This window comes from Corynebacterium curieae, from assembly GCF_027570035.1.
GTDB lineage: Bacteria > Actinomycetota > Actinomycetes > Mycobacteriales > Mycobacteriaceae > Corynebacterium > Corynebacterium curieae.
Genome location: NZ_JAKMUU010000001.1, coordinates 343,518 through 369,300 on the forward strand (window position 1 = coordinate 343,518; position 25,783 = coordinate 369,300).

24 protein-coding genes are annotated in these 25,783 nt (G+C 57.0%); 9 read left to right on the forward strand and 15 right to left on the reverse strand.

All coding sequences use genetic code 11. The features are described from left to right. The first annotated feature begins 20 nt into the window (after nucleotides 1-20). A complete protein-coding gene (locus tag L8V01_RS01630) occupies nucleotides 21-842 on the forward strand; it encodes a PhzF family phenazine biosynthesis protein (protein WP_269945419.1) in 822 nt (273 codons plus the stop codon). Further along, complete coding sequence (locus tag L8V01_RS01635; RefSeq protein ID WP_269945420.1) at nucleotides 843-2,198, forward strand: protein adenylyltransferase SelO; 1,356 nt, start codon at nucleotides 843-845, stop codon at nucleotides 2,196-2,198. A gap of 83 nt (nucleotides 2,199-2,281) precedes the next feature. Here L8V01_RS01635 and mqo read toward each other — a convergent pair whose 3' ends face one another. Next, nucleotides 2,282-3,778, reverse strand: coding sequence for a malate dehydrogenase (quinone) (mqo, locus tag L8V01_RS01640; RefSeq protein WP_269945421.1), 1,497 nt, complete (start codon nucleotides 3,776-3,778; stop codon nucleotides 2,282-2,284). A gap of 265 nt (nucleotides 3,779-4,043) precedes the next feature. Between mqo and L8V01_RS01645 the strand changes: the two genes are divergently transcribed. From L8V01_RS01645 to L8V01_RS01660, 4 genes are all read left to right on the forward strand, one after another. Beyond that, nucleotides 4,044-5,072, forward strand: coding sequence for an alpha/beta hydrolase (locus tag L8V01_RS01645; protein WP_269945422.1), 1,029 nt, complete (start codon nucleotides 4,044-4,046; stop codon nucleotides 5,070-5,072). 27 nt (nucleotides 5,073-5,099) lie between these two features. Further along, entirely contained in the window at nucleotides 5,100-6,503 is a 1,404-nt protein-coding gene (gene mtr, locus L8V01_RS01650; RefSeq protein ID WP_269945423.1) for a mycothione reductase, read from the forward strand. A gap of 316 nt (nucleotides 6,504-6,819) precedes the next feature. Beyond that, the gene (locus L8V01_RS01655) at nucleotides 6,820-7,212 is read left to right on the forward strand and encodes a hypothetical protein (RefSeq protein WP_269945424.1); all 393 of its coding nucleotides are present in this window, start codon (nucleotides 6,820-6,822) and stop codon (nucleotides 7,210-7,212) included. Nucleotides 7,213-7,260: 48 nt separating this feature from the next. Beyond that, nucleotides 7,261-7,659 carry a hypothetical protein gene (locus tag L8V01_RS01660; RefSeq protein ID WP_269945425.1) on the forward strand — a complete coding sequence of 133 codons (399 nt, stop codon included), beginning with the start codon at nucleotides 7,261-7,263 and terminating at the stop codon, nucleotides 7,657-7,659. Between the two features lie 199 nt (nucleotides 7,660-7,858). On the opposite strand, the gene map is transcribed toward L8V01_RS01660, so the two are convergent. The 5 genes from map to dxr all read right to left on the reverse strand — a co-directional run bounded on the left by map (nucleotide 7,859) and on the right by dxr (nucleotide 14,383). Beyond that, nucleotides 7,859-8,728: a type I methionyl aminopeptidase gene (map, locus tag L8V01_RS01665; protein WP_269945426.1), complete on the reverse strand. Its 870-nt coding sequence runs from the start codon at nucleotides 8,726-8,728 to the stop codon at nucleotides 7,859-7,861. A gap of 65 nt (nucleotides 8,729-8,793) precedes the next feature. Then, nucleotides 8,794-10,647: a penicillin-binding transpeptidase domain-containing protein gene (locus tag L8V01_RS01670; RefSeq protein ID WP_269945427.1), complete on the reverse strand. Its 1,854-nt coding sequence runs from the start codon at nucleotides 10,645-10,647 to the stop codon at nucleotides 8,794-8,796. Between the two features lie 81 nt (nucleotides 10,648-10,728). Next, a complete protein-coding gene (gene ispG, locus L8V01_RS01675) occupies nucleotides 10,729-11,892 on the reverse strand; it encodes a flavodoxin-dependent (E)-4-hydroxy-3-methylbut-2-enyl-diphosphate synthase (RefSeq protein ID WP_259887582.1) in 1,164 nt (387 codons plus the stop codon). Nucleotides 11,893-11,999: 107 nt separating this feature from the next. Then, nucleotides 12,000-13,208 carry a M50 family metallopeptidase gene (locus L8V01_RS01680; protein WP_269945428.1) on the reverse strand — a complete coding sequence of 403 codons (1,209 nt, stop codon included), beginning with the start codon at nucleotides 13,206-13,208 and terminating at the stop codon, nucleotides 12,000-12,002. A gap of 14 nt (nucleotides 13,209-13,222) precedes the next feature. Then, a complete protein-coding gene (dxr, locus tag L8V01_RS01685; RefSeq protein WP_269945429.1) occupies nucleotides 13,223-14,383 on the reverse strand; it encodes a 1-deoxy-D-xylulose-5-phosphate reductoisomerase in 1,161 nt (386 codons plus the stop codon). A gap of 138 nt (nucleotides 14,384-14,521) precedes the next feature. On the opposite strand from dxr, the gene L8V01_RS01690 reads away from it, so the two are divergent. Next, nucleotides 14,522-15,022, forward strand: a complete 501-nt coding sequence (locus L8V01_RS01690; protein ID WP_269945430.1) for a DUF2631 domain-containing protein — start codon at nucleotides 14,522-14,524, stop codon at nucleotides 15,020-15,022. A 224-nt stretch (nucleotides 15,023-15,246) separates the two neighbouring features. Here the strand turns inward: L8V01_RS01690 and L8V01_RS01695 are convergent, their stop codons facing one another. The 3 genes from L8V01_RS01695 to rlmN are packed head-to-tail and all read right to left on the reverse strand — an operon-like array spanning nucleotide 15,247 to nucleotide 18,812. Continuing rightward, the gene (locus tag L8V01_RS01695; RefSeq protein WP_269945431.1) at nucleotides 15,247-16,845 is read right to left on the reverse strand and encodes a hypothetical protein; all 1,599 of its coding nucleotides are present in this window, start codon (nucleotides 16,843-16,845) and stop codon (nucleotides 15,247-15,249) included. A gap of 5 nt (nucleotides 16,846-16,850) precedes the next feature. After that, the gene (locus tag L8V01_RS01700) at nucleotides 16,851-17,681 is read right to left on the reverse strand and encodes an ABC transporter ATP-binding protein (RefSeq protein WP_269945432.1); all 831 of its coding nucleotides are present in this window, start codon (nucleotides 17,679-17,681) and stop codon (nucleotides 16,851-16,853) included. An 18-nt stretch (nucleotides 17,682-17,699) separates the two neighbouring features. Beyond that, nucleotides 17,700-18,812 carry a dual-specificity RNA methyltransferase RlmN gene (gene rlmN, locus L8V01_RS01705; RefSeq protein WP_394371634.1) on the reverse strand — a complete coding sequence of 371 codons (1,113 nt, stop codon included), beginning with the start codon at nucleotides 18,810-18,812 and terminating at the stop codon, nucleotides 17,700-17,702. A 94-nt stretch (nucleotides 18,813-18,906) separates the two neighbouring features. Between rlmN and L8V01_RS01710 the strand changes: the two genes are divergently transcribed. Beyond that, nucleotides 18,907-19,314 carry a LapA family protein gene (locus L8V01_RS01710; RefSeq protein WP_269945434.1) on the forward strand — a complete coding sequence of 136 codons (408 nt, stop codon included), beginning with the start codon at nucleotides 18,907-18,909 and terminating at the stop codon, nucleotides 19,312-19,314. A gap of 84 nt (nucleotides 19,315-19,398) precedes the next feature. On the opposite strand, the gene L8V01_RS01715 is transcribed toward L8V01_RS01710, so the two are convergent. The 5 genes from L8V01_RS01715 to rpsB all read right to left on the reverse strand — a co-directional run bounded on the left by L8V01_RS01715 (nucleotide 19,399) and on the right by rpsB (nucleotide 23,956). Further along, on the reverse strand, nucleotides 19,399-20,277 hold the full coding sequence (locus L8V01_RS01715) for a phosphatidate cytidylyltransferase (protein WP_269945435.1): 879 nt from the start codon (nucleotides 20,275-20,277) through the stop codon (nucleotides 19,399-19,401). Nucleotides 20,278-20,418: 141 nt separating this feature from the next. Next, entirely contained in the window at nucleotides 20,419-20,976 is a 558-nt protein-coding gene (gene frr / locus L8V01_RS01720) for a ribosome recycling factor (protein WP_269945436.1), read from the reverse strand. A 71-nt stretch (nucleotides 20,977-21,047) separates the two neighbouring features. Further along, the gene (pyrH, locus tag L8V01_RS01725) at nucleotides 21,048-21,734 is read right to left on the reverse strand and encodes a UMP kinase (RefSeq protein ID WP_269945892.1); all 687 of its coding nucleotides are present in this window, start codon (nucleotides 21,732-21,734) and stop codon (nucleotides 21,048-21,050) included. Between the two features lie 276 nt (nucleotides 21,735-22,010). Beyond that, nucleotides 22,011-22,823: a translation elongation factor Ts gene (gene tsf, locus L8V01_RS01730; RefSeq protein ID WP_269945437.1), complete on the reverse strand. Its 813-nt coding sequence runs from the start codon at nucleotides 22,821-22,823 to the stop codon at nucleotides 22,011-22,013. Between the two features lie 299 nt (nucleotides 22,824-23,122). Then, nucleotides 23,123-23,956: a 30S ribosomal protein S2 gene (gene rpsB, locus L8V01_RS01735; RefSeq protein ID WP_049377474.1), complete on the reverse strand. Its 834-nt coding sequence runs from the start codon at nucleotides 23,954-23,956 to the stop codon at nucleotides 23,123-23,125. A 497-nt stretch (nucleotides 23,957-24,453) separates the two neighbouring features. On the opposite strand from rpsB, the gene L8V01_RS01740 reads away from it, so the two are divergent. Next, nucleotides 24,454-24,855, forward strand: coding sequence for a M23 family metallopeptidase (locus L8V01_RS01740; RefSeq protein ID WP_338081039.1), 402 nt, complete (start codon nucleotides 24,454-24,456; stop codon nucleotides 24,853-24,855). Here the strand turns inward: L8V01_RS01740 and L8V01_RS01745 are convergent. Then, on the reverse strand, nucleotides 24,852-25,769 hold the full coding sequence (locus tag L8V01_RS01745) for a tyrosine recombinase XerC (protein WP_269945439.1): 918 nt from the start codon (nucleotides 25,767-25,769) through the stop codon (nucleotides 24,852-24,854). The genes L8V01_RS01740 and L8V01_RS01745 overlap by 4 nt on opposite strands. Between the last annotated feature and the right edge of the window lie 14 nt (nucleotides 25,770-25,783).

A 25,783-nucleotide genomic window follows, 5' to 3' on the forward strand; every position in this document is an offset into this window, starting at 1 on the left:
GGCTGACTAGACTGGCGGGCATGCAGCACGAGTTCTTTGAGGTTGATGTTTTTGCCACCGGCGCCTTTAACGGCAACGCCCTTGCGGTGATAGCCGGCGCCGATGGGCTTAGCGCCCAGCAGATGCAAGCAATCGCGAACTGGACCAACTTTTCTGAGACCACCTTCCTGCTCGAGCCTCACGACGCCCGCGCGGACTACCGCGTCCGCATTTTCACGCCGTACGAGGAGTTTGACTTCGCTGGCCATCCCACTTTGGGCAGCGCCGCTGCATGGCGGGCGCTGGGCAATCACCCGCAGTCAGAGGGAAAGATCGTCCAAGAATGCGGCGTGGGCCTAGTTACCGTACGCGAAGACCAGGAAGTCTTTTCCTTCGCTACCCCGCCGCTGCGCCGCGAAGAACCGCTGACCCCAGCGGAGCTAGAGGAGGCCTGCGAGGGGTTGAGGCTAGAAAGCGCCGACATTGTGGACCATGGCTGGGTGGACAATGGCCCAGGCTGGCGCTTGCTCCAATTGCGCGATACCGCCGCGGTGCGCGCAGTTAAGCCGCGGGCCAAGCGCCCCAAGGTCGGCATTGTAGGGCTCAATGCCGCAGCCGCGGAAGGAGAACCTGCTTATGAAGTTCGGGCATTTACCACCCAATTCGAGGATCCAGTTACGGGTTCCTTCAACGGCGGTGCTGCCCAGTTTATGCGCTCTCGCAACTTGGTGCCGGCGCGTTTTATCGCAGCGCAAGGCAGCCAGGTAGGCCGAGCGGGCGAAGTATTTATCAACGATGACGGCACGGATATCTGGGTGGGCGGTCGCGCCCAGATTCGCGTGCGCGGAACACTGGAGGTTTAGATGCAGCTCCACCACGATTTTGCCCAGAAGCTTCCCCACCTAGTCCGCCCCACTGAGGGCGAGGAGCAGCCACACCCAGAGATGGTCATCCTCAACGAGGAACTCGCCATGGATTTGGGACTCGATCCTACCTGGCTGCGCTCATCCGAAGGCATCGAGTTCCTCACCGGCCGCGCGGGCGGCCACGCCATGGCGTATTCTGGCTTCCAATTCGGTGCGTTTAATCCGCAGATGGGAGACGGCCGCGCCATGCTCTTAGGGGAGGTAGAAAAGGACGGCCGGCTCTGGGACTTGCACGCCAAGGGAACCGGACTAACTCCTTATTCCCGCCTCGGGTCCGATGGCCGCGGAACGCTGTCTTCTATGCTGCGCGAGTACCTCGTCTCTGAGGCCATGCACGCCTTAGGTGTGCCCACCACCCGGGCGCTGGCGGTCATCTCCACCGGCCGGCCCATCCAACGCGGGCATGTGCAACCGGCCGGCATCGTGGTGCGCGTTGCCGCTAGCCATATTCGCGTGGGCACCTTTCATCTAGCCGCCCAGACGGATTACACCCGCCAGCTGGCCGATTATGCCATAGCTCGCCACTACCCTGGCGCGGACTACCAGGAATTTTTCACCCAAGTGATGGATACACAGATCCGCACCGTGTCCCAATGGATGCGCTTGGGCTTTATCCACGGCGTGATGAATACGGATAACACCACCATCTCCGGCGAAACCATTGACTACGGTCCTTGTGCCTTTATGGAGGCATACTCCCCTGACACGGTGTTTTCCAGCATCGATAGGCAAGGCCGTTATGCCTTTGGCAATCAACCCTCCATCCTGGGATGGAATCTGGCTCGCTTGGCTGAATCCCTCCTGCCGCTCTTTGACATGGACATGAATAAGGCCATGGACTTCGCCCAAGAAACCATCAACGGCTATACAGATCGCTTTGAGCACCACCGCAATAGAGATTTAGCGAAGGCTTTGGACACCTCCCTGGAGATCGCTTCTTCCTATTCCGCTGCTATGTGGCTCAATGGTCCAGATATCACGCTGGCCCATCGCGCTCTTGCCGACGCCGCCGCGGGCCACCCCACCCCCGCCCGCGAGCTTCTTCCCGAGGGCGACTTCGTGGATGAGTACCTAACATCCTCTCCCGATCCTTGTTGCGTCGATAGGGCCATGCCTCGAGTGATCCCCCGCAACCTTGCGGTAGAAGCCGCATTGAGCTCTGCCGAGCGTGGCGAGATGGGCCCCTTCCGAGAGCTCCTCGATGCAGTCACCCATCCTTGGGAGCCACACCCTTCATTCGAAGCGCCGGATCCGCATGGGCTCAAAGGCTATCTCACCTACTGCGGTACGTAATCCCTCCCCTCCTTGCTCAAAGCGCACGAAACCCCTGCACCACAACGGCGGCGGTGCAGGGGTTAACGAGGCAGAAGCTGGCTTTAGCGGTCCAGCTTCAGGGTCTTCTGGGTGTACTCCCACATCTCGTCATACAGCTTCTTGTCATTGCGCAGTTTAATGCCATAAGACGGAACCATCTCGCGGATCTTATCTGCCCAATCGATCATGTGCTCGCCAAAGCAACGCTCCAGCAACTCCAACATGACGGCTGGGGTGATGGAGGCGCCCGGGGAAGCGCCGAGCAGACCGGCGATATTGCCCTCTTGGTTATTAACCAGGGTGGTACCAAACTCAAGAGAACCGAACTGCGGAGCGCCTGCAGGCTTGATCACCTGAACACGCTGGCCAGCAACGACCGTCTCCCAGTCGCTTTCCTTTGCTTCCGGTACGTACTCGCGCAGGGCGTCCACGCGGTCGGAGAAGTCCTTGCGTACTTCATCCACTAGATACTTGGTCAGGCCGAACTCCTGAACCGCCACTCCAAGGTAAGAGGTGATGTTATCTGGGCGGATGGACTTGAACAGGTCCAGGTAGCTTCCCTTCTTCAGGAACTTCGGGCTCCAGCCACCGTATGGTCCGAAGAGGAGGCCCTTTTCGCCATCGATAACACGGGTATCCAGGTGTGGCACGGACATTGGCGGGGCACCCACAGCAGCCTTGCCATAAACCTTGGCCTGGTGCTGTTCGACAAGCTCTGGGTTCTTGGAGCGCAGCCACAGACCGGAAACCGGGAAGCCAGCGTAACCGGCTACTTCCTTCACCTTGGCCTTGCGCAGTAGATCAAGGGCGTAGCCGCCGGCACCAACGAAAACGAACTTGGCCTTGACCACTGTGATGTCATCGGTGTGCTTGTTCTTGGAGTACACCTTCCACGCGGAGCCATCGCGCTTGATATCGATGACCTCGTGGCCATAGCGAATCTCAGTACCGGACGCCTTGGCCGCGGTCAGGAACTGCTTCGTCAGCGCACCAAAGTTAACGTCGGTGCCGGCATCGGTCCAAGAAATAGCAACCTTATTGGAGAAATCGCGCCCCTTAGCCATCAGCGGCAGCTTCTCAGCAAAGACGGAGTCATCTGCGGAGTACTCCATGCCTGGGAACATGTGCTTCTCGCTCAACACGTCATAGCGGCGCTTAAGGTAGTCCACCTGGATTTCACCTTGAGCAAAGGATACGTGAGGAACTGGGTTAATGAATTCGCTCGGTTCGGTAAGAATACCGTTGTTGAGCTGGTGGGACCAGAACTGGCGAGACTTCTGGAACTTTTCATTAATGCCCAGAGCCTTGGAGATATCGATGCGACCATTCTTCTCCGGGGTGTAGTTCAGCTCGCACAGTGCAGAGTGTCCAGTACCAGCATTATTCCACGGGGAGGAAGACTCCAATGCGGGGCCATCTAGGCGCTCAAAGATCATCTGAGTCCAGCTGGGCTCCAACTCGCGGAGCATAGCACCCAGGGTGGCGCTCATGATGCCGGCACCAATGAGTGCTACATCGACCTCGTCTACAACCTGTGCTGTCTTCTTAGCGGAGGACACTGTGTTATTACCTCTTCGAATTGAAAATAGATATCCATCGGCGCGGTCTACGCCTTGATTTATAGCGCTTAGCGCCCCGCGCTGCCATCGTTGCACTAAGACAACCTGACAGTGCGTCACGCATTAAGGCCTTACTCTACGCTTTTCTAATTAGATTTGGGATTTCTCCCCCAGACCAGTGGCAAAAATGTGGGAATTTCCGCCCCCGCTTTCCACACCCCAGCTGAGCGCACCACAAAATCTGTAATCCACCTAGAATCGAGGCATGGTTACACACACCCCGGTATGGGGCCCGGACAAGCTGGGCCCTGACTACGAAGCTACCACGATTGACTTGGGCTTGGATCCCGACGGCGAGGGCGAAGTGGTCACCACGCTCGTCCACTACGCACCCCACCCCACCGACCAGGAATCCCGAGAGACTGCGTCGGCTTCACGCCCAGCCCTGGTGTGGCTACACGGAATGACTGACTACTTCTTCCAAACGCACGTAGCCGAGCACTTTGCCGCCCAAGGGTACGATTTCTATGCCGTTGACCTACGCAAGTGCGGCCGTTCGCGTCGCTCCGGACAATCTTGGCACTATGTATCAGACTTGGCGTTTTATTATGTTGATCTCAACGCTGCCCTCGATGCCATCCCTAATAAGGAAGTAGTCTTTATCGCCCATTCGACCGGCGGGCTTATCGCTCCACTATGGATGGACCAGCTACGCCAGACCGATCAGGAACGCTACAAGCGGATTAAAGGCTTAATTCTCAATAGTCCGTGGCTGGATATGATGGGTGTTCCTGAGTTTGTTCTCACCCCGCTAAAGCCATTGCTATACGCGCTGGGACGCATTGCACCCAAGACCCCACTTCCAGGTGGCAACCTCACTGCTTATGGAGAATCAGTTCATCGGGACTTCTACGGCGAGTGGGATTTCGACCTACGCTTTAAACCGCTAGCAGGCCACAGGAAGTACGTCGGCTGGATAGCCGCAGTGTTTCATGGTTTCGACGCTATTCACAGTGGCCGTGTTGATGCCGGCGTACCTATCTTGACGCTGCAGTCCACCCGCACACAGCTGGGCCAGCCCTACTCCGATAGCGTAAATCACGCGGATGTCATCATTGACGTTACTCAAACGCGCCGGTGGGCAAAGGAACTTAGCATCCACTACACCTTGCATCCCATCAAAGGCGCGCGGCACGATGTCTTTCTGTCGCTTCCACACCCACTCCAGGAAGCATTTTCCGCTTGCGACCGGTGGCTGCCTACCGTCCTAGAAGCCCCAAAATCTAGTCAGTAATTTAGCCTCTATATATAAGGAATAGACATGACTTCTTCACACCAATCCCACGCACCAGTTGCCGAGGAACATTTCGACCTCATCATCATCGGCACTGGCTCCGGCAATTCCATCCCCAGCCCGGAATTTGATAACCACAAGATCGCTATTATTGAGAAGGGCACGTTTGGCGGCACCTGCCTCAACGTAGGCTGCATTCCCACCAAGATGTACGTCTACGCCGCCGATTTTGCCTTGGCTGCACGCGAGGCCGGCCGGCTAGGCCTCGACGCACAGGTCAATAGCGTGGATTGGGATTCCATCGTGGACCGGGTCTTTACCAACCGCATTGATCAGATTGCCCAAGGCGGCGAACAATACCGCCGCGGTGAGGAAACCCCTAATATCACCGTCTACGACGAACACGCTCGCTTTGTTGGCCCCAAGACCATACAAACTGGCAACCATGTCATCAGCGGCGATCAGATCGTCATTGCCGCCGGTTCCCGGCCGGTCATTCCGGAGGTCTATGCCGAGTCCGGCGTCAAGTACTACACCAACGAAGACATTATGCGCATGGACCACCAGCCGGAAAGCTTGATCGTGGTCGGCGGGGGCTATATCGCCATGGAGTTTGCCCACGTCTTCGACGGCCTCGGCACCACAGTCACCGTGGTCAATCGCTCAGAGACTTTGTTGCGCCACCTCGATGATGACATTTCCAGTCGCTTCAACCAGATTGCCCGCGACCGTTTCGATGTCTGCATTGCCACTGGCACCAAGCTCGAAGAGGCTGACAACGGAGTGCGCTTGGAACTCGACAATGGAGAGTCCGTAGAGGCCGAGGCTATCCTGGTTGCCACTGGGCGCACCCCCAATGGCGACCTGATGGATGTGGACAAGGCTGGCATTGAGCTGCTTGCCGACGGCCGAATTGCCACCGATGAATTTGGCCGCACCGCTGCTGAAGGCGTGTGGGCACTTGGTGACGTCTCCTCGCCGTACATGCTCAAGCACGTTGCCAATGCCGAGACCCGCGCCGTGCAGCACAACTTGCTGCACCCGGAAGACCTCCGCCCACTGCCCCACGACAATGTCCCAGCGGCCATCTTTACCCACCCGCAAATCGCCACGGTAGGCCTGACAGAAAAGCAAGCGCGTGAGAAAGGTTTCGACGTCACCGTCAAGGTACAAAACTTCGGCGATGTAGCCTACGGCTGGGCTATGGAAGATAGCACCGGTATCTGTAAGCTCATCGCGGACCGCGACACCGGCCAGCTGCTGGGCGCTCACCTTATGGGCCCGCAAGCTTCTACCCTCATCCAGCAATTGATTACCGCGATGGCCCACAAGTTGGACATGCGGGATTTCACCCGCAACCAATATTGGATCCATCCCGCGCTGCCAGAAGTAGTGGAAAATGCCCTTTTGGGACTGGAGTGGAATAAGTGAACTGTTACGTGATCCTTCTCACGATCTTCCAGTTTCTTCCCAGGCTTTAGGTTGTTTTCCCACTTCACACCAAGGAAGCCCCATTCACAATTTCAGGGAATTCACCACCATAAAGGGGTCCAAATTAATTTAATCACTGAAATTCCGGTCTTTGACGTGCAAAAGGACGGGAGTTTTACTAAATTCACTTGGGACACCGGCTCGAGCCGATACGAACACGGCTACCGCGTGTTTATGAATACCTCCTGTGTATTCAATAACACTTTGGTTTCCCAGTGCGGAAGCCTTGCAAGTACGACTTTTAAGGAATTTTGATATGCGTATCCGCAATGCAGCAATCGCTGGCGCAACCGCTCTCGCCGTTGCTTTCGGCGGCACCACCGTTGCCTCCGCTGACGAGACCGTCAACCAGAACGGCAACAACGTCACCGTAGAGCAGGCTAACCCTTCCAAGACTGGTAAAGGTCAGGCCGAGGACCAGACTCCAGAGGACTACACCCCTTCCCTGTCCTCCAAGCTTGGCCACAAGCTCGAGGGCGACCAGGCAGCTAATGGCGTTGGCATCTTCGGTTCTTCCAAGGATTTCTCCGGCCAGCCAGCGTGGGCAAAGGTCTTCTACGGTGCAACCGTTGTAGCAGGCATCGGCGCCCTGCTCGGCGGCATCATCGGTCCTGTATACAACTTCTTCGTACACGGCCCTTCCTTCTAAGCAACAGCCACACGGCTCAATCAAAACTTCCGAAAGGTAATTTTCACAATGCGTAACTTCCGCACCGCAGCCGTTGCTGCTGCTACCGCTGTCACCGTAGCCTTCGGCGGCACCGCCGTTGCTTCTGCAGAGTCCTCCACCGCCAACGAGAACACCGGCTCTTCCTTCTCCTCCAGCTCCCTGACTCAGCTGGGCAAGGACTGGGGCGCATGGTCCGAGGGCGAGGACGGCAAGCCAGTCGTTAAGCCTGAGAACCAGGTTACCGGCGAGGACATGTTCGGCAAGGAAACCTCCGACAGCATCCCAGAGTGGGCTTCCAACTGGAAGAAGGGTGCTACCGCACTGGGCATCACCTCCGTTATCGGCGCAATCATCGGCGCTTACAACTACGCTGTTTACAACGGCATCGTTCCGCAGCACATCTTGGACCCAATCTTCCGCCGCTAATCACTAGCCGCAGATTGGCTCTATATAGCTAGGGCTTGCTCGGGGCCTCGTTCTTAGTAGAATGAGGCCCCTTTTTGCTATGTACAGTCGCTCCAATAATGCCGACTCCTCTGCGAGGCATCGGCAAGTAAACAAAGGCCGCCTCCACTCCCCTTCTCTGGAAATGGAGGCGGCCTTCAGTTTGTTCTGAGACTAAGTACTAGTCCTCATCTGGAATGGTAAGGATTTCATTGCCGTCTTCGGTAATGACGAGGGTGTGCTCAAACTGGGCGGTGAACTTGCCGTCGGTGTTTTGGACGGTCCAATCATCATCCCAGATCTCGTAATCCAGGGAGCCAAGATTAATCATCGGCTCAACAGTCAGGGTCATGCCAGGCTCAAGGATGTCGCGGTAGACGGTCGAGTCATGGTGCAGGACAACAAGGCCGTTGTGGAAGGTCGGGCCGACGCCGTGGCCAGTGAAGTCGCGCACCACGTTGTAGCCAAAACGTTTTGCATAGGACTCAATAACGCGGCCGATGACATTGATCTCGCGGCCAGGCTTTGCTGCCTTGATGCCGCGCATGGTGGCCTCCTTGGTGCGCTCAACCAACAGGCGGTGCTCCTCGGAGACGTTACCGGCGAGGAAGGTGGCGTTATTATCGCCGTGCACGCCGTTCTTATAGGCGGTGATATCGATATTGACGATGTCCCCATCTTCAATCACGGTGGTATCCGGGATGCCGTGGCAGACAATCTCGTTAAGGGATACACAGCTGGACTTCGGGAAGCCGCGGTAGCCCAGCGTGGACGGGTAAGCGCCGTGGTCGCACATGTACTCGTGCGCCACGCGGTCAACATAATCAGTAGTCACACCAGGCTGTACAGCCTTGCCGGCCTCCTTAAGTGCGTTGGCCGCAATCTTGCAGGCCTCACGCATCTTCTCAATGACCTCAGGAGACTGGACGTAGGGCTCGCCAATGCCCTCCTGCACTTCGTCCTTCCACGCGTACTCTGGGCGCTCAATGCTCTCTGGCACGGTGAGGATGGGGGTGGGCTTGCCTGGCTTTAGCTTTCCTCGATTACTCATGGTTTCCCATGGTAGTCCTCCACGCCTTTATTGCAGCAGCCGGGGTCACGAGGGCAGGCGGGGTTCTAGCCTTCGGCTGGGGGCGCTGCCCCTTCGTGTGGGCCAGAACGGTAATCGTCCACCTTTTGCAAGAAGCTGCTTGTGATATTTACCGATACATCTGAGCCGCCGCCCAAGACCACGAGGGTGGCGAAGGCAATATCGTCTTCTTCGCGGTAGCCGGTAAACCAAGCGTGCGAACCCTCATTAATCTCGGCCTCACCGGTCTTACCGTAGATGGTGCCGCCTGCAGCCATGCTGCGTGCGGTACCGCTAGTAACCACTTGGCGCATCATGCCGCGGACGTTATCTAGCACAGGCTTCGAAATCTGCTGCGGCTTATCGGAGGCTTTGGTTTCGTGGCCTTCGATAAGCGTGGGCGTAGGCGTCTTGCCATTGGCAACCGTTGCGGAGACAAGCGCCATGCCGAAGGGGCTAGCCAAGTCGTAGCCCTGTCCATAGCCAGCTTCAGTGCGCTCCAGTGGTTCTTTGCCCTCCGGAATGGAACCGGTAATGGTAGTAAGGCCTGGAATATCGTATTCCACGCCGAAGCCAAATTTCTTTCCCATGTCTTTCAACTCACCAGGCTTGAGCTTGGTGGAAATATCCGCGAAGGTGGTGTTGCACGATTGCGCAAAGGCTTGGCTGAGCGGCACACTGCCTAGGGCGAAGGCATTGTAGTTGGTTACCACGCGGCCAAAGATATCCATGGTGCCTGGGCACGGGACGATGGTATCGGTGTTGAGCCCCTGCTTTTCCACTCCTGCCGCGGCGGTGAGAATCTTGAAAACCGAACCGGGCGGGTACTGACCTTGTAAGGCTACGTCGCCGTCTTCATCGGCCTTCTCGGTTTGGGCAACAGCCAAGATATCACCATTGGATGGGCGGATCGCTACCAGCATGGCTTGCGAATCCGAGCGCTCGTTTACCGCTTCTTGCGCGGCGCGCTGAACATCGTAATCGAGGCCGACCTTGATCGACGGTGCAGCATTAGGTGCATGTTTTTCCACATCCGATAGCGCCGCACCATTCTCATTGACCACAGAGATGGACCAGCCAGTTTGGCCATCAACCTCATCTTGGACAGCGGAGCGCACACGCGACATGAGATCGGGAGCGAGGCCTCGGTCGCGGGTAACTAATGCCGGTTCTTCGTTCAGGCGCACGCCATTCATGCCCTCTATCTTGGGGCGGATAGCTTTAGCCTGCTCCTCCGTAAACATGGTTACGGAAAAGGAGCCTTCTGCATCTTCCAATTTCTTGGCTAAATCTTTGGCATCCATCTCCGCAATGGAATCGTCTTGGCGGTGGGCGGCAGCCAGTGCACCGCTGATTTTGGAGGCGGTCGGGCGCACATCATCCAACGAGCTGGTATCTACCACAAGTCGGTAGTTCAGCCCTGGGCTCATGAGCTCCACGCCATTAGAAGAGACCACACTGGCACGCTGGGCTTCCAACGCACGCAATTCTAGGTGCTGATGCGCGCCCAAATCAGGATGTATAAGGCTTGGCTTCCAGCGGACCGTCCATTCATCTTCGGTCTTGGTCAACGTCATCTGCGAGTCATAGCTTAAGCTGCGCTCTTTGGGTAGATCCCAGGTGACCTTGTAGTTCGCCGTAGCTAGGTTGTCATTTTGGTCGACGCCCTCCAGCTCAATATCAAGCCCTTCTGCTTGCAGACCAGCGTAGGTCGCATCGAGGGCGGCGGTGGCGTCCGAGGGGGCATCGGTAAGCGCGGCCAAACCGTCATTATTGCGAGTTTCCATCCCCTCGAGGAATTCCTCCGCCACCGGTTCCGCGGAAACCGGCTTTGGTGTACAAGCAACCACGCTGGTGGAGGCGAGCGTGATAGTAGCAACCAGCGCGACCAACTTCTTCATGTCTTGGCACTCTAGCAGCGCAAGCACCAAAAAAGACTGCCCCACACCGAAGTGCAGAGCAGTCTGGTCAAAGTGGGTGGGCTACTGCGTTACGCGAACCTCAGCCTTGGCACCTTCCACGGCCTCCATGCCCTGCTCATCAGCAATGCGCATGGCTTCTTCGATGAGCGTTTCCACGATCTTATCTTCCGGCACGGTGCGTACGACCTCGCCCTTAACAAAGATCTGGCCCTTGCCGTTGCCGGATGCGACGCCGAGGTCCGCATCGCGGGCCTCACCCGGGCCATTGACAACGCAGCCCATCACGGCAACGCGCAGCGGGAACTCCATGCCGTCCAATCCGGCGGTAACTTCCTCCGCCAGCTTGTAGACGTCCACCTGAGCGCGGCCACAAGACGGGCAGGAGACGATTTCTAGCTTGCGCGGGCGCAAGTTAAGCGACTGCAGGATCTGGTCGCCTACCTTGATCTCCTCTACCGGAGGCGCGGACAAGGAAACGCGAATGGTATCGCCGATTCCTTCTGCGAGCAGTGCGCCGAAAGCAACCGAGGACTTGATAGTGCCCATGAACTTCGGACCGGCCTCCGTTACACCTAGGTGCAACGGATAATCAGTCTTTTCCGCCAGCTGACGGTACGCCTCCACCATGAGGACCGGATCGGAGTGTTTCACGGAAATGGCAATATCGCCGTAACCATGCTCCTCAAAAAGGCCGGCCTCCCAAATGGCGGACTCTACTAAGGCTTCTGGGGTAGCCTTACCGTATTTTTCCAGCAGGCGCTTATCCAAAGAACCACCGTTGACGCCAATGCGAATAGGAATTCCGGCATCACCGGCAGCCTTGGCAACTTCCTTCACGCGACCATCGAATTCGCGAATATTGCCTGGATTGACACGAATTGCGGCACAGCCGGCGTCGATAGCCTGGAAAATGTACTTAGGCTGGAAGTGGATATCCGCAATCACCGGGATGGGAGACTTCTTGGCAATAGCCGGAAGCGCCTCGGCATCGATGGGCTTGGGGCAAGCAACGCGCACGATATCGCAGCCGGAGGCGGTCAGCTGCGCAATCTGCTGCAGCGTACCGTTAACATCGTGCGTCTTGGTATTGGTCATAGACTGCACCGAGATCGGTGAGTCAGAGCCGACACCGACCGGGCCCACCTGCAGCTGCCGCGTCTTGCGGCGGGGGTGCAGGACTGGTGGTGGGCCGTCTGGGATTCCTAGACCGATAGGGGTCGACATGAACTCTCCTTGTTGAAGCACAGTAATTAAATACGGTGAGTGATTAACGCCCCCACTCTAGCACTGCTCGCTTTATGCCTGAAGTGCGCACGACAGGGTTGCGGCCACTAGCCGAATAGCCGAATGGGGTTGACCACATCGGCAACGATAACGATAGCTCCCACTCCCATGAGCAGCGCAGCCATCGCGTAAGTCACCGGCATCAACTTGGTGTAGTCAGCAGCGCCCAAAGCGGGCTTGCCCGCAAGCTTGCGGATACCATCGCGCACCTTCTCATAGCCAATGACTGCAATGTGTCCGCCATCGAAAGGTGGCAAAGGAATGAGGTTGAAAAGCGCGAGAAAGAAATTCAGCGTGGCCAGCATCATAAAAAACATTGACCACAGCGAGCGTTGCGCCAATTCCCCGCCCACGCGGGAAGCACCAACGACAGACATTGGGCCATCAGCTTCGCGCTCTTGGCCAAAGATAGAGGCCACCACTCCTGGAATCTTGCCTGGGAATTGCTTGAGACCATCGACCGTTGCGCCCAGCGAGTAGGTACTAAAACGCCAGGTTGCCGGTAGCGCGTCGACGGCGCCGTGCTTTTCGACGACGTCGATAAGCTGATTGCTCAGCCCGATAGACCCAGCGTCAACGAGTTCTCCGTCTTGGTTCAGCCGCTTAACTGTATCGAGGTGTACCGGGAGATCCTTTTCTACCCCATCGCGCTCAACCGTCAGCGTGACGGTGTCTCCAGGACGCTGCATGACCTCATCGCGCAGCTGAGTAAAAGAGTCCAGCTTCTCGCCGTCGAGGGCCAAGATAATATCGCCCTCCTGAACTCCGGCCTTTCCTGCTGGGCCGGAGCCCGTGCACTTTTCCAGTTCCTGGTTTGGCTTTTGATTAGCTGAGCAGGTTACTTCACCCACACGCGGGCGAACGTCCGCATCCGGGTTGGGGAGCCCGGCCGTCATCGCCACGAAGTACAAAATGACAAAGCCCAAGATCAGGTTGATGGCGATTCCGCCTGCCATGACTATTACGCGCTGCCACCACGGCTTTTTATACATGGCGTGGGGTTCTTCTTCCTCGGTGAGGAATTCATCCTGGGCGGTCATGCCGGCAATATCGCAAAAGCCGCCCACCGGGAATGCCGCAAGTCCATATTCGGTATGGCCCTTCCGGAAAGAGAATACGCGCGGCCCAAACCCAATGAAATAGCGGCGCACCCGCATGCCAAAGGCGCGGGCGGTGAGCATATGGCCCGCCTCATGCAGCGCTACGGTTAGCCCAATGCCGAGGGCGAAAAACACAATGCCCAGCAAGTTTGCCATGGTGTGAAAGCTTTCTATTCAGCCAGCGAATCAATTAGCGCATTCGCGCGCCTGCGCGCCTCGCCTTCTACCGCGAGGATTTCATCGAGGCTAGAGACTACACCAGCAAACTGGGAAGCGGAATCAAGGATCTCCCCCACCACGTCCACAATCTCTGGGAAGTGGATGCGCCCAGCCAAAAAAGCGGCTGCAGCTTCCTCGTTCGCAGCGTTATAGACAACACCCGTTCCTTCTGAAGCCGCCCGGCGGGCAAGGTTGACGGCGGGAAACGCGGCATCGTCAAGCGGCTCAAACCGCCAGTCATGGGCTTGGGCAAAGTCCAAGGATTGCTGCGCATCCGGTACGCGGTGCGGCCAGTTTAGTGCCAAGGAGATGGGCAACTTCATCGATGGCGGCGAGACCTGTCCGATGGTGCAACCATCCTTAAAGGTAGCCATGGAGTGAATGATGGACTGCGGGTGTACGGTGACATCAATTCTCTCTGGCTCAATATCGAAAAGTAGCGTGGCTTCAATGAGCTCAAGGCCTTTGTTGATAAGGGTGGCCGAGTTAAGCGTATTCATCTGCCCCATCGACCAGGTGGGGTGCTGCGCCGCCTGCTGCGGGGTCACCTCCCACATCTCCTCACGCGACCAGCCCCGGAAGGGGCCACCCGAGGCCGTGAGCACGAGCTTATCTAACTCACCTTCTTCCCCTGCACGCAAGCACTGCGCCATTGCAGAATGTTCCGAATCAACGGGGATGATCTGGCCCGGTCGCGCCGCCTGAGTTACCAGCGTACCGCCGGCGACAAGGGATTCTTTATTGGCCAGCGCTAGGAACTCACCCATTTCTAGCGTCGCCAGAGTGGCCTTCAAGCCAAGCGAACCGACGAGGGCGTTGAGCACAGTATCGGCGCGGATGGAGCGCACCAACTGCTCTGCAGCGTCTGCACCCGCTAAGACCGACCCTCCAAGTGCGGCGGAGACCTCGGCGGCGGCGCTTTCATTAGCCACGGCAACGTGGTCAAACGAAAGGTTGAGTCTGCGGGCTTGTTCGATGATTAGCTGCGGGTTGGAGCCGCCCGCAGCGATGCCCACCACGTCGAATTTGTCGGGATTATCCGCAATAACTTCTAGAGCCTGCGTGCCGATTGAACCGGTGGAACCAAGAAGGAGTATTCGCTGAGTAGTCACGCCTCCACCCTAGCGCCCACCGCCGCTGGATTGGCGCAGCAGGTAAGGCGCACTGCAACGGGGGTGTTTAATCGCCTTCCAAGGTGCGATGTTTTAGAATATGTAGCAGACAAATGGCATTGGTGTGCCCACTCGCCCATGGCACAGTGGAGCACACGCAGAAGCGAAGGAGAGCAAGTGTCTTCCCACAAGCCGGTACCGCAGGTATTTGACGGTGTTTCCACAGAGGACGTTCCATCCGCAGGATTCGGTTGGTCGCGCATCAGCCGCTCTGGCGTGCAGATCGCCGGTTGGATTTCCGTTCTCTTCCTGATTGCCTTCAACTTTGGCAATCACAAGGGCCATGTTGAGACCGTTTGGCTCATCGCCCTGACCGTCCTGCTGGTGCTCGGCCTGCTCATCTTCGCTTTCCAGCCCAAGCTGCACCAGGTGCGCACGGTAACCGCCCGCAACCAGCCAGTGGGCCACCAGGAGCCGGATTGGGTATATGACCAGAAGACCAATACCGGTGTTTACGCGGAGCTGACTGATTCCCAGCTGCGTGCCCTCAACATTGAGCCTTCCCGCGTTGCTCACCTGCGCGTTGAACCAGGCACCAACAACGCCACCCCGGTTTCTTCCGGCAAGCACGCACTCTAAGCTTAATAGCGCTTTAACCGCCGCCCTTCCCTGTGAAGACCGGCGGTTTCTTTATTGCCTAGCCAGGCACTTGCGCTTGGCGACGCCCCGCGGCGCAAGCAATCCCTCGTACTCCACAGCCGACACGCACTCCAGCAACTATGGTGAGGTTGCTACTATGCGCGCGACTGGACTGCTTGGCCAAGCAACAAAGCCAAGGAAAACATTAGAACTACACTCGCGGGTTAAGATACCCAGTGCCCGACCTTGGAATAGATTTCAGGCAGCGTTTCATCCACACGTTTACCGCTAACCCGCAAGGCAACGATATAGCAAACGACGGGGACCGCGATTACTAAGACAAGGCCCAACGTGAGCAATACGGAATTCGAACCGTACCCGAGGGCCATTGGGATAACACCGGGAATAATCGGGGTCCAGCCTATGAACAAGCTCAAAATGGCGCTTACGAACGCGCTGGCCGAGTAACCGGATTTATCCGCCCACATATTCCCGCCGGGCCGCGCGGTAGCAAAGGGATTAAAAGTAGTGAGAAGAAGGGATAGCCCTGCAGAAGAAATGAATATGCCCGTAGCCGCAGCGATAAAGCACACAGACTGCAGCTTGTCTGGGCTTAATATATAGAAGACTATAGCCAATATCACGAATACTATTGCCGAAAGCACCAAGTGAGCCCAGTGGCGCGCGTAGAGCAGCGTACGGGGGCGAACCGGAGCAGCCAGCTTCACCCAGAGACTAGGCCCGTCATAGCCGAAATCATTGGTAGCCAGCAATCCACCGAAGAGACCCAAAAATAGAATGCCTATTGTGGGCAGATCGGAATCCGAGTTGATCCCCTGGAAGATGAAAATAAGCGCCAAGATCGGCTGCATGATGATGCTGCCGATAAGGCGTGAATCGCGGAAGATATAACGAAAAGAGCGCGTAAATTCCATCGCCGCCGGACTGCGGTAGGAAAATGATCCCAATGAAAAGCGGCTAATACCCTTGGCCTTCCCGCTGCGCGTATGCTGGGCAGCCGCAAGGGTGCGGCGTTCGTACTGCAAGCGCAGCAAGCGCTGCCACGCCCATGCAGCCACGCATAGCGAGACCACGGCTATAAGAAACTGCGCAATGGCTGCCACCAGCTCGCCTTGACAAAGAGATAGCGCCCATCCCACTGGCGCGCCCAGAGGGGTCCACGCAAGAGCCTCTCCCACTGTCCCCAGCGGGAAATCAGAATCCATAAGGGAAGAAAGGCGGTTCGAGCCAAAAATGAGCAAGACTACAGCCACTGAACCTAGCACTTTCAGCGTAGTAGAGCTTAGCTCCGCGGCGGTGGCGCCCACATAAACCGCAAGGTCCGCGAGAACCAACGTCAGCACTAACGCAAAGATCATTCCGAGGACAAAGGGCAAGATAAGCAGAGCTTGCGCGTTGGCGGCTAAAGTCACAGATCCAATAACTGTGTACGCAATGGTCAACAAAACGGGCACCGGTGCGCGCAAGTTGAGCACCGAAGCTATGGCAAGTGCTGGGGTAATGTCTTTCAGGCGCAACGGCAACGCGGAAAGCTCGCGCGCAGATAGCTGGTTCTCCCCGCTGGGCATGATGAGCGTGATGACCAGAAAAGCGAGGGTGCCTATTGCAGGGGCGGCAGTAAGTGCATGGAAGTTTCCGGTTCCAGAATCACTGGAGATATCTGCCGCCGCCAATACAGCGAGCGAGGCCATGCCGATGAGTCCGTAGAGCAAAAGACAGATCGGAATCAAGACCGCCGAGGCATTGGACTTTAGGTTCCGCACCCACAATGTGCGATGCAGTTTTAGAAGCGTAGAGGTCATAAGGACTAAAACTCCCCTTCCCTACCTTGCGGCTCGCCGCTATCGCGCCGCAGCCATTCAAAGGAGCCCGCATCAAATTCACCGCCGCCGGCAAAGTGGATAAAGGCATCCGTGAGGCTGCCTTCTTGGCGGACCTCCTCTACGTGCCCAGCAGATAGCACTTGGCCACCGGCGATAATGGCTACGTGGTCACACAGTCCCTCCACCAATTGCATGACATGGGAAGACAGGATCACCGTGCCACCGCGGTCAACGTAGGCGCGCAGTAGTTCCTGAATGAGTTTGCCAGATACGGGATCCACGGCTTCCAAAGGCTCATCAAGAATCACAACTTCTGGGTTGTGCAATAGTGCACCTGCCAGGAGGATCTTTTTGGTCATGCCAGCGGAGTAGTCTGCGATGGGCTTATCGGCGGCGTCGGCAAGCTGCAAGGCATCCAGGAGTTGCGCGCTGCGGTGTTCCACCTCCGCTTGGTTCATGCGGCGCAATGCTCCGAGGTAGAAAAGGAACTCCGGTCCTGACAATCGGTCGAAAACTGGAGCACCATCGATGAGAAGGCCCATTGCCGCCTTCGCTGCGATCGGGTCCTGCCAGGTATTGTGCCCGGCGATGAATGCCTGACCACTATCTGGACGCAGTAAGCCGCACGCCATGGTGAGCATTGTCGTCTTGCCAGCACCATTCGGTCCGACGATGCCATAAATAGAGCCCCGCGGGATGTCGAGACTCAAATTCGACACCGCGGGGCGTCCAGCAAAAGATTTATTAAGACCACGCACGGCAAAGGCCTGCGTGGTGGGGTCATCTGCAAGCGGCGGATAATTCGGAACAATCATATCCGCTAATCTTATCAGTTAGGCAGACTTATCCTCCCGCTCATCCGCGGCGAGCTGGCCACAGGCCGCCGCAATCTCATCACCCTTGGTATCGCGCACAGTACATGGCACGCCTTGGGCTTGGACTCGCCGGACGAACTCGTCTTGGCGGTCTTTTGGTGCCGCATCCCACTCTGAGCCCGGCGTAGGATTCAATGGAATGACATTGACATGCACCTTGGAGCCCAGCTTCTGGTGCAACTTGCGGCCCAGCATATCCGCGCGGAAATCCTGATCATTCTTATCGCGAATCAGGGCGTACTCGATAGAAACTCGACGCGCGGAGGTATCCGCGTAGTAGCGCGCTGCATCCAAAACCTCGTCGACGGACCAGCGATTATTGACCGGAACAAGGCCGTCACGCAGCTCATCATCTGGTGTGTGCAGGGAAACGGCCAGCGTACAAGCCAAGTCCTCGTCCGCTAGCTTGCGGATAGCCGGGGCCAAGCCCACCGTGGAAATCGTCACGTTGCGCTGGGAAAGACCAAAACCGGCACCGTCCTGGCCGGTAATTTGGCGCACTGCCTGCACCACGCGCTTATAGTTGGCCAACGGCTCCCCCATGCCCATAAAGACCACGTTGGACAGGCGTCCACCTTCCGCTGCCATGGCGGCCGCCGCGTGACGGAATTGCTCAACGATCTCACCCGTCGACAGGTTGCGATCCAAACCGCCCTGGCCGGTCGCACAGAATGGACAGGCCATACCGCAACCGGCCTGGGAAGAAATGCACAACGTGGCGCGCCCTGGGTAGCGCATCAACACCGACTCCAACAACGTGCCATCGTGTAGACGCCACAGGGACTTGGTTGTCTCCCCATCATCCGTAGAGGTAGTGCGGATGGGCTTCATCAACTCTGGAAAGAAGGCCTCCCTAACGGCCTCGCGCTTGCCGGCAGGGATGTCCGTCATATCCTCGACATTGTCGGTGAAATGCTCGTAATAATGCTTAGCGAGCTGCTTTGCGCGGAATTTAGGCAGACCAATTTCTGCAAGCTTGTCCACGCGCTCGCTCTCGGACAAGTCTGCAAAGTGCTTAGGGGGAAGTCCGCGGCGCGGGGCGGAGAAGTTGAGTTTCACTGGTTGAGCCATAATGTTGCCCATCTTTCCACGGCCTGCGTGGGTTTTTCCAATTGAAAGCCGTGCCAAGTGGCACAATCGACAGGTTTAAAGAAATAATGGTTTCATGACAAATCCAAATTACCCTGCAGATGATTTTTCTTCTTCCGATGCAGACCTCTCCTCGGCGGAGATGGACACCTCTGCGCCGGAGACTGGTTCTGAGCCGGAAACGACGACCTCGGACTCTGACTCTCGCTCCACCCAGCCTTCTGGCAAAGCACAAGGCTCTTTCGCAGCTAGTACCTGGATCGCACTCATTGTAGGATTCCTGCTGCTCATTGTTCTTATTGTCTTCATCATGCAAAACCAACATGAGGTTCCTATGAACTTCCTGGGCTGGTCTGGTGAGTTCCCTGCAGGAATCGCTTTCCTCATCTTTGCCATTGGTGGTGCCCTTATCATGGCGCTCGTCGGCGGTTGGCGCATGTTCGAGCTGCGCCGCCAGCTACGCAAGCAAGCAAAGCAGTTCTAAAACGTCACAAAGCCGCCTCTCCAAATCCCTGCAATTCTTCAGGACTGGGATTTGGAGGAGGCGGCTTTTGCATGCCCGCTACGTCTACGGTGTGAACGTAGCGAGGAAGCTAATGGCAACCCATGTGACCATGGCAGAGGGCAACATGCCATCCAATCGGTCCATCAACCCACCGTGGCCAGGCAGCAATGCCGACATGTCCTTGATTCCTAGTTCACGTTTGAATTGAGATTCCACCAAATCACCCAACGTGGCGCAAACGACCAGTCCCAGGCCCATAAGGCTGCCTACCCACGCATCGTGATGGAGTAGGAACTTCACGGTAAGTGCACCGGTTACCACACCGAAAACGATAGAACCGCAAAACCCCTCCCAGGATTTCTTGGGGCTTACCGCAGGTGCCATTGGATGCGAGCCAAACATTACGCCGGCCGCATAGCCACCGGTGTCTGAAGCGACCACACACAGCATGAACACGACAATGGAGGCCGCACCACTAGCAAAAGGCGTTGACACCAGCGATAACATCGCCGCGAAGGTGGCGAAGAGTGGAATCCAAGTCAACACAAAAATGCCAACGGACATATCGCGCAGGTAATTAATGGGCGGGCGATGGCGGCCATTGTGGAAAAGGCGGCCGAACATGAGGGCAAGTACCGCGGTGACATAGACAGCCACCAGCCCGGGCGCGCCAAGTGGCCAGGATACCCACACCATGGCCTGGCCCAGGATAATCAGCAGCGTGCGCGGAATGGTGTAGGAATGCTCTCGCAGGCGAGTGAGCACCTCCCACATCGCTACGCCCACGGCAATAGCCACGACTGCATACCACGCGAGCGGACCGGCCCACACGGCGAGCGCCACAAGTGCGCCAAGGCCTACGCCAACGCCGATTGCGGCCGGCAAATCCCGGCCAGCACCGTTCTTTGGCTGTGGCAATCGGCGGTTTATGGCGTCACTCACCGTAACCGGCTCCTTTCACTGTCTCTTTCGCGTCCCCACAAACTTCTTCCAGTCCGCACCGACCCTTGTACTGAGCCATGGGTCTTGGACAGAAAAAGCGCCGCCGGCCGAGGACGGGCACGGCGGCAACAATGGGAGGCCTTAGACCTCCATTAGCTCGTTTTCCTTGTTTTCAACCAGCTTGTCCACTTGATCAATGTAGCCGGAGGTAATCTTTTCCATTTCCTTTTCAGCAGCGACGACTTCATCCTCGCCGGCATCGCCGTCCTTTTGCAGTTTCTTCAACTGCTCCATGGCCTTACGGCGGATGTTACGGATAGCGATCTTGCCGTCCTCGCCCTTGCTCTTAGCCAGCTTAACCATTTCCTTACGGCGCTCCTCCGTCAGCTGCGGAACGGTCACGCGTAGAACCTGGCCGTCATTAGTCGGGTTTACTCCCAAATCCGAGTTACGGATGGAGTTTTCAATCTCATGGATCATGGACTGCTCATAAGGTTTGATGAGCAGCATGCGCGGCTCTGGCACGGAGACGGTAGCCATCTGCGTAATCGGGGTAGGAACGCCGTAGTACTCGGCTACAAGACCGTTGAACATGGTAGGGTTCGCGCGGCCTGTACGAATAGTCACCAGCTGCTCGCGGGTGTGCTCGACGGAGGCGGTCATGTGCTCTTCTGCTTCGAGCTGAATCTCATCGATCATGAGGCTAAATCATCCTTAAACGAATAGGGGTAGCTGTATAAAAAGGTAGCAGGTTCACACCAGCTACAGTATTAGGACTGCACCAGCGTGCCGATAACTTCACCGCCAGCAGCGCGGGCAATATTTCCTTCCTCCAGCAGGTTAAAGACCAAAATCGGCATGTTATTGTCCATGCACAGGCTAAAGGCCGTCGCATCCGCCACCTTGAGCCCCTTTTCAATAACCTCACGCGGGGTGATCTCTGAGTACAGCTCGGCATCCGGGTTGGTTCGCGGATCATCGGAGTAAACGCCGTCGACTGCCTTGGCAAGGAAGAGGACTTCAGCGCCGATTTCGAGGGCACGCTGGGCGGCAGTGGTATCCGTAGAGAAGTACGGCATTCCCATGCCGGCACCAAAAATCACCACGCGACCCTTCTCTAGGTGGCGATCGGCGCGCAAAGGCAGATACGGCTCAGCGATTTGTGCCATGTTGATGGAAGTCTGCACGCGGCAGTCAACGCCCTGCTGTTTGAGGAAGTCTTGCAATGCCAAGGAGTTCATAACCGTACCGAGCATGCCCATGTAGTCCGAGCGAGCGCGATCCATACCGCGCTGGGACAGCTCCGCACCCCGGAAGAAGTTACCGCCGCCGATAACCACTGCGATTTCGATTCCTTGGCGAGAAACCTCGGCAATCTGGCGGGCCACATTTTCGACCACATCTGGGTCGATGCCGACCCTGCCGCCGCCAAACATCTCACCACCCAGCTTCAGCATTACTCGCTTGTATCCGGTTCGCTTAATATCTGCAGCAGTCACGCCTACTTCGTCTCCTTAACGCGGGGCAGTTTCAATCTCCGCCCCATCTTACCCATATACCTCCCACATCCTCACACCGCCTGCCACGGAAGGTCACGGCTCTGCCGCTGCGAGGCTAGGGCGAGCTATAACACGGCCCATCATCAGAATGTCATGGGCCAATCAGACTATTACTGCAGCACAAAGCCCACGAAGGAAAATCCTTCGTGGGCCTAGCGTCTAAAAGTGGTGGGCTTAAGCGCCAACCTCGTAACGGACGAAGCCGGTGATGGTGGTGCCAGCCTCTTCAGCAACCTGCTTCACGGTCTTCTTGTTATCGGAAAGGGAAGCCTGTTCCAACAGCACGATGGACTTGAAGAAACCATTCAGACGGCCTTCCACGATCTTCGGCAGAGCAGCCTCCGGCTTGCCCTCCTCACGAGTGGTTGCCTCGGCGATTTCGCGCTCCTTTTCAACGACCTCTGCAGGAACGTCCTCGCGGGTGAGGTACTCAGCGTTCATAGCGGCAATCTGCAGGGCTGCAGCGTGAGCGCCTTCCTCATTGCCCTCGTAGGAAACCAGGACGCCCACTGCCGGTGGCAGGTCAGCAGAACGCTGGTGCAGGTAAACGGCAACCTTGTCGCTTTCTACGGTAACTGCACGGCGTGCCTGCAGCTTCTCGCCGGTCTTTGCGGATTCCTCGTCCACAATCTCGGAGACTTTCTTGCCGTCGATCTCAAGGTTGTTGAGCTCGTCAGCGGAGTTTGCCTTGGCCTCAGCAGCAGCGTCAGCAATCTTGGCAGCAAAGGTCTTGAATGCCTCATTCTTGGCAACGAAGTCGGTCTCACAGTTGATCTCGACCATGGTGTTGCCGGAAACGGCGATGAGACCTTCGGTTGCCTCGCGGTCAGCACGCTTGGATACGTTCTTAGCGCCCTTGATACGCAGGTACTCGACGGCCTTGTCGTAGTCGCCGCCGGACTCTTCCAGAGCCTTCTTGCAGTCGAGCATGCCAGAACCGGTAGCTTCGCGCAGTGCCTTGACGTCTGCAGCAGTGTAGTTCGCCATAGTTGGGGCGATCCTCCTTGAAAATCAAACAGTGTTCGTTCAAACAGCGTAGTCGACACGATGAAATCGCGCCGCTTTAGGGTGGTGGAAACCACCCCTTTTCCCACCTTTATATAAGGGGGGAGCTGGATTCAGCAGCACCCAGCATAGATAAAACCAACCCCCGCCGCCGTTACAGCACGGTGGCGGGGGTTGGTAAACAGCCTTGGGCAGGATTACTCCCTTGCTGCCCCACACCAAAAGTGCGTGGGGTATTCAATTAATCGCAGGTTAGGAAGTCTCCATGCGAGAAAGTATGACTACTTCTCAGCCTTGTCTGCGGATGCTTCCTCAGACTTTTCCGCAGAAGCTGGGTCGGATGCTGCGGCAGCTGCCTCAGCATCGCGCTTTTCCTTCTCAGCGGAATCGCCGGCAGCTTCCTTGGCTGCAGCCAGCTGGCGCTCCTCGCGAGCCTTCTTGCCTTCCTCTACAGCGGAAGCAACGATGCCGGAAAGCAGCTTGGTGGAGCGGATGGCGTCGTCATTGCCTGGGATCGGGAAGTCAACTTCATCCGGATCACAGTTGGTGTCCAAGATGGCGACAACCGGAATATTCAGCTTGCGAGCTTCCTTAACCGCAATGTGCTCCTTGTTGGTATCAACAATCCACAGCGCGGACGGGGTCTTTGCCATATCGGAGATGCCACCAAGAACGCGCTCGAGCTTGGCGCGCTCACGGTTGAGCATGAGAACTTCCTTCTTGGTGCGGCCCTTGTAGCCGTCCTCACGCTCATCCATTGCCTGAAGCTCCTTCATACGCTTCAGACGCTTGGAAACGGTCTGGAAGTTGGTGAGCATGCCGCCCAACCAGCGGTGGTTGACGTAAGGCATACCGACGCGGGTTGCCTCTTCAGCAACTGCTTCCTGCGCCTGCTTCTTGGTACCAACGAACAGGATGGTGCCACCGTGTGCAACGGTTTCCTTGACGAACTCATAAGCTTCGTCAATGTAGGTCAGCGTCTGCTGCAGGTCGATGATGTAGATGCCGTTACGGTCGGTGAAGATGAAACGACGCATCTTCGGATTCCAGCGACGGGTCTGGTGGCCAAAGTGCACACCAGCGTCGAGGAGCTCGCGCATGGTTACAACTGCCATGATTCGCTCGCTTTCTTTTATCTTGTCTTTCGGTTTTCCAATTGTGCGGTGTTTTATTCCGCACCCTAGCAACGAAGGCCCCGCTGACACCTTGTTTCCAAGGACCACGTCAGCCGTCAGGCTGTCTCTTCCTTCCAGCAGAAAGCGACAACTTCGCCGCGCGTAGTCAATGCCTCCACGAGGTGGACACACTGCTGCCCCAAAGAATAATCTGCTGCGCTGGTTTTTCCAAACCGAATACAAGCTATCCACAACATTTTCCGCCAGGGCTATCGCTTAACTTCACCCCTGCCTCAATCGCATCATTCACCACACGATATCCACAGGCCGCGTGACGATAGGTTTCCTGCTAAACCTGTCTACTAGACACTGTGGCCATGATCGATTTTCTCCCACCGCCCAAGAGCCTCGCTTGTCGACGTCCCGTTCTCCTACCCGCCATCCTTATCACCGTCGTTTGTCTTTTATTTTTCTCCTGCCCACCTGCGGCAGCCTATGTGGATCCAGCCTCAGGTCGCCCTAGCCCGGCGCGGGTTCTCCGCGGGTTTGAAGCCCCCGAGAAGAAATGGAGCCCAGGCCATCGCGGCGTGGACATGGACTTAGCCGTAGGCTCTCCAGTGGTAGCCGCTGAAGATGGCACAGTCGCGTTTGTGGGCACGGTGGCCGGCAAACCCGTCGTCTCGATATCTCATGCGGACGGGGTAAGAACCACATATCAGCCCGTGCATGGCACCGTAAAACAAGGCCAAGATGTACGCGAAGGCCAAGTCATCGGCCGGCTGGGCAATCCCGTCGATGGATATCCGGGCTTGCACTGGGGTGCGCTTATCGCGAAGGATACCTATATCGATCCGTTGACGTTGCTGGATATGCCGGTCATCCGCCTCAAACCGCTTTAGGCACGCGGATGGGCTTGTTCATATACGCGTTGCAGGCGCTGTGCAGACACGTGGGTGTAAATCTGTGTGGTGTTCAACGAGGAGTGCCCCAGTAGTTCCTGCACCACACGTAGGTCTGCACCACCTTCAAGAAGATGAGTTGCGGCCGAGTGACGAACTCCGTGCGGGGTAAGCCCTTGAGCTCCAGTAACACGGGCAGCCTTGTCTACTATGCGGCGTACTTGGCGCTGGTCTATGCGCCCTCCCCTACTTCCTACAAAGATCGCTTCCGTGTCTGCCGCCGCAAGTTTTCCGCGCCCGTGATCAATCCACTGTTTTAAGGCGTCTTCTGCGGCGTGACCGAAGGGCACCACACGCTGCTTATTGCCCTTACCGGTAACCTGCAAAGTACCACGTTGGAAGTCGATATCGCCTAGGTCAAGCCGCACCAGCTCCGCAACGCGCATTCCGGTGGCATAGAGCAGCTCCAAGATGGCACTATCGCGAAGGAAATGGACTTCATCGGCAGCAACCGCATTACCCATAAGCTCACCGGCCTGATCTGGGGCCAACACTGTGGGCAAGTGTCGGCCTACTTTGGGAGTTACGAGCCGAGCAGCGATGTCCCGTTCTAGGTGCCCCTCGCGCACTGCCCAGGTAGAAAACCCCTTCACCGCCGCAGTACGCCGTGCCAATGTAGAGCGCGCTTTTCCTTCTGCTACGGCCTCTGCCAACCATTGACGCAGTTTATTTAGGGTAAAATCCGCAAAGGTGGGTACGCTGCAGGCAAGGTCGCGCAGATCGGAGCGATACCCTCGCACTGTTGCTGCCGCGCGACCTTTTACATGTAGCTGGAAATCCGCGAAGTCCTCGATAGCTTCCACCATCTGCCCCTCTACGTTTGGGCTCTTCGCAGAAAATCCATGTTCACTCATGCCACAGCAGTCTA

Coding starts and splice junctions, on each gene's coding strand:
- L8V01_RS01680 (WP_269945428.1), bottom strand. CDS start 13,208: ATGGCAAACTTGCTGGGCATTGTGTTTTTCGCCCTCGGCATTGGGCTA.
- pyrH (WP_269945892.1), bottom strand. CDS start 21,734: ATGCTGAAGCTGGGTGGTGAGATGTTTGGCGGCGGCAGGGTCGGCATC.
- L8V01_RS01710 (WP_269945434.1), top strand. CDS start 18,907: ATGACAAATCCAAATTACCCTGCAGATGATTTTTCTTCTTCCGATGCA.
- L8V01_RS01690 (WP_269945430.1), top strand. CDS start 14,522: ATGGCACAGTGGAGCACACGCAGAAGCGAAGGAGAGCAAGTGTCTTCC.
- L8V01_RS01700 (WP_269945432.1), bottom strand. CDS start 17,681: ATGATTGTTCCGAATTATCCGCCGCTTGCAGATGACCCCACCACGCAG.
- L8V01_RS01655 (WP_269945424.1), top strand. CDS start 6,820: ATGCGTATCCGCAATGCAGCAATCGCTGGCGCAACCGCTCTCGCCGTT.
- L8V01_RS01745 (WP_269945439.1), bottom strand. CDS start 25,769: ATGAGTGAACATGGATTTTCTGCGAAGAGCCCAAACGTAGAGGGGCAG.
- frr (WP_269945436.1), bottom strand. CDS start 20,976: ATGATCGATGAGATTCAGCTCGAAGCAGAAGAGCACATGACCGCCTCC.
- L8V01_RS01660 (WP_269945425.1), top strand. CDS start 7,261: ATGCGTAACTTCCGCACCGCAGCCGTTGCTGCTGCTACCGCTGTCACC.
- tsf (WP_269945437.1), bottom strand. CDS start 22,823: ATGGCGAACTACACTGCTGCAGACGTCAAGGCACTGCGCGAAGCTACC.
- L8V01_RS01645 (WP_269945422.1), top strand. CDS start 4,044: ATGGTTACACACACCCCGGTATGGGGCCCGGACAAGCTGGGCCCTGAC.
- L8V01_RS01635 (WP_269945420.1), top strand. CDS start 843: ATGCAGCTCCACCACGATTTTGCCCAGAAGCTTCCCCACCTAGTCCGC.
- rpsB (WP_049377474.1), bottom strand. CDS start 23,956: ATGGCAGTTGTAACCATGCGCGAGCTCCTCGACGCTGGTGTGCACTTT.
- L8V01_RS01630 (WP_269945419.1), top strand. CDS start 21: ATGCAGCACGAGTTCTTTGAGGTTGATGTTTTTGCCACCGGCGCCTTT.
- L8V01_RS01695 (WP_269945431.1), bottom strand. CDS start 16,845: ATGACCTCTACGCTTCTAAAACTGCATCGCACATTGTGGGTGCGGAAC.
- L8V01_RS01670 (WP_269945427.1), bottom strand. CDS start 10,647: ATGAAGAAGTTGGTCGCGCTGGTTGCTACTATCACGCTCGCCTCCACC.
- ispG (WP_259887582.1), bottom strand. CDS start 11,892: ATGTCGACCCCTATCGGTCTAGGAATCCCAGACGGCCCACCACCAGTC.
- map (WP_269945426.1), bottom strand. CDS start 8,728: ATGAGTAATCGAGGAAAGCTAAAGCCAGGCAAGCCCACCCCCATCCTC.
- mtr (WP_269945423.1), top strand. CDS start 5,100: ATGACTTCTTCACACCAATCCCACGCACCAGTTGCCGAGGAACATTTC.
- rlmN (WP_394371634.1), bottom strand. CDS start 18,812: ATGGCTCAACCAGTGAAACTCAACTTCTCCGCCCCGCGCCGCGGACTT.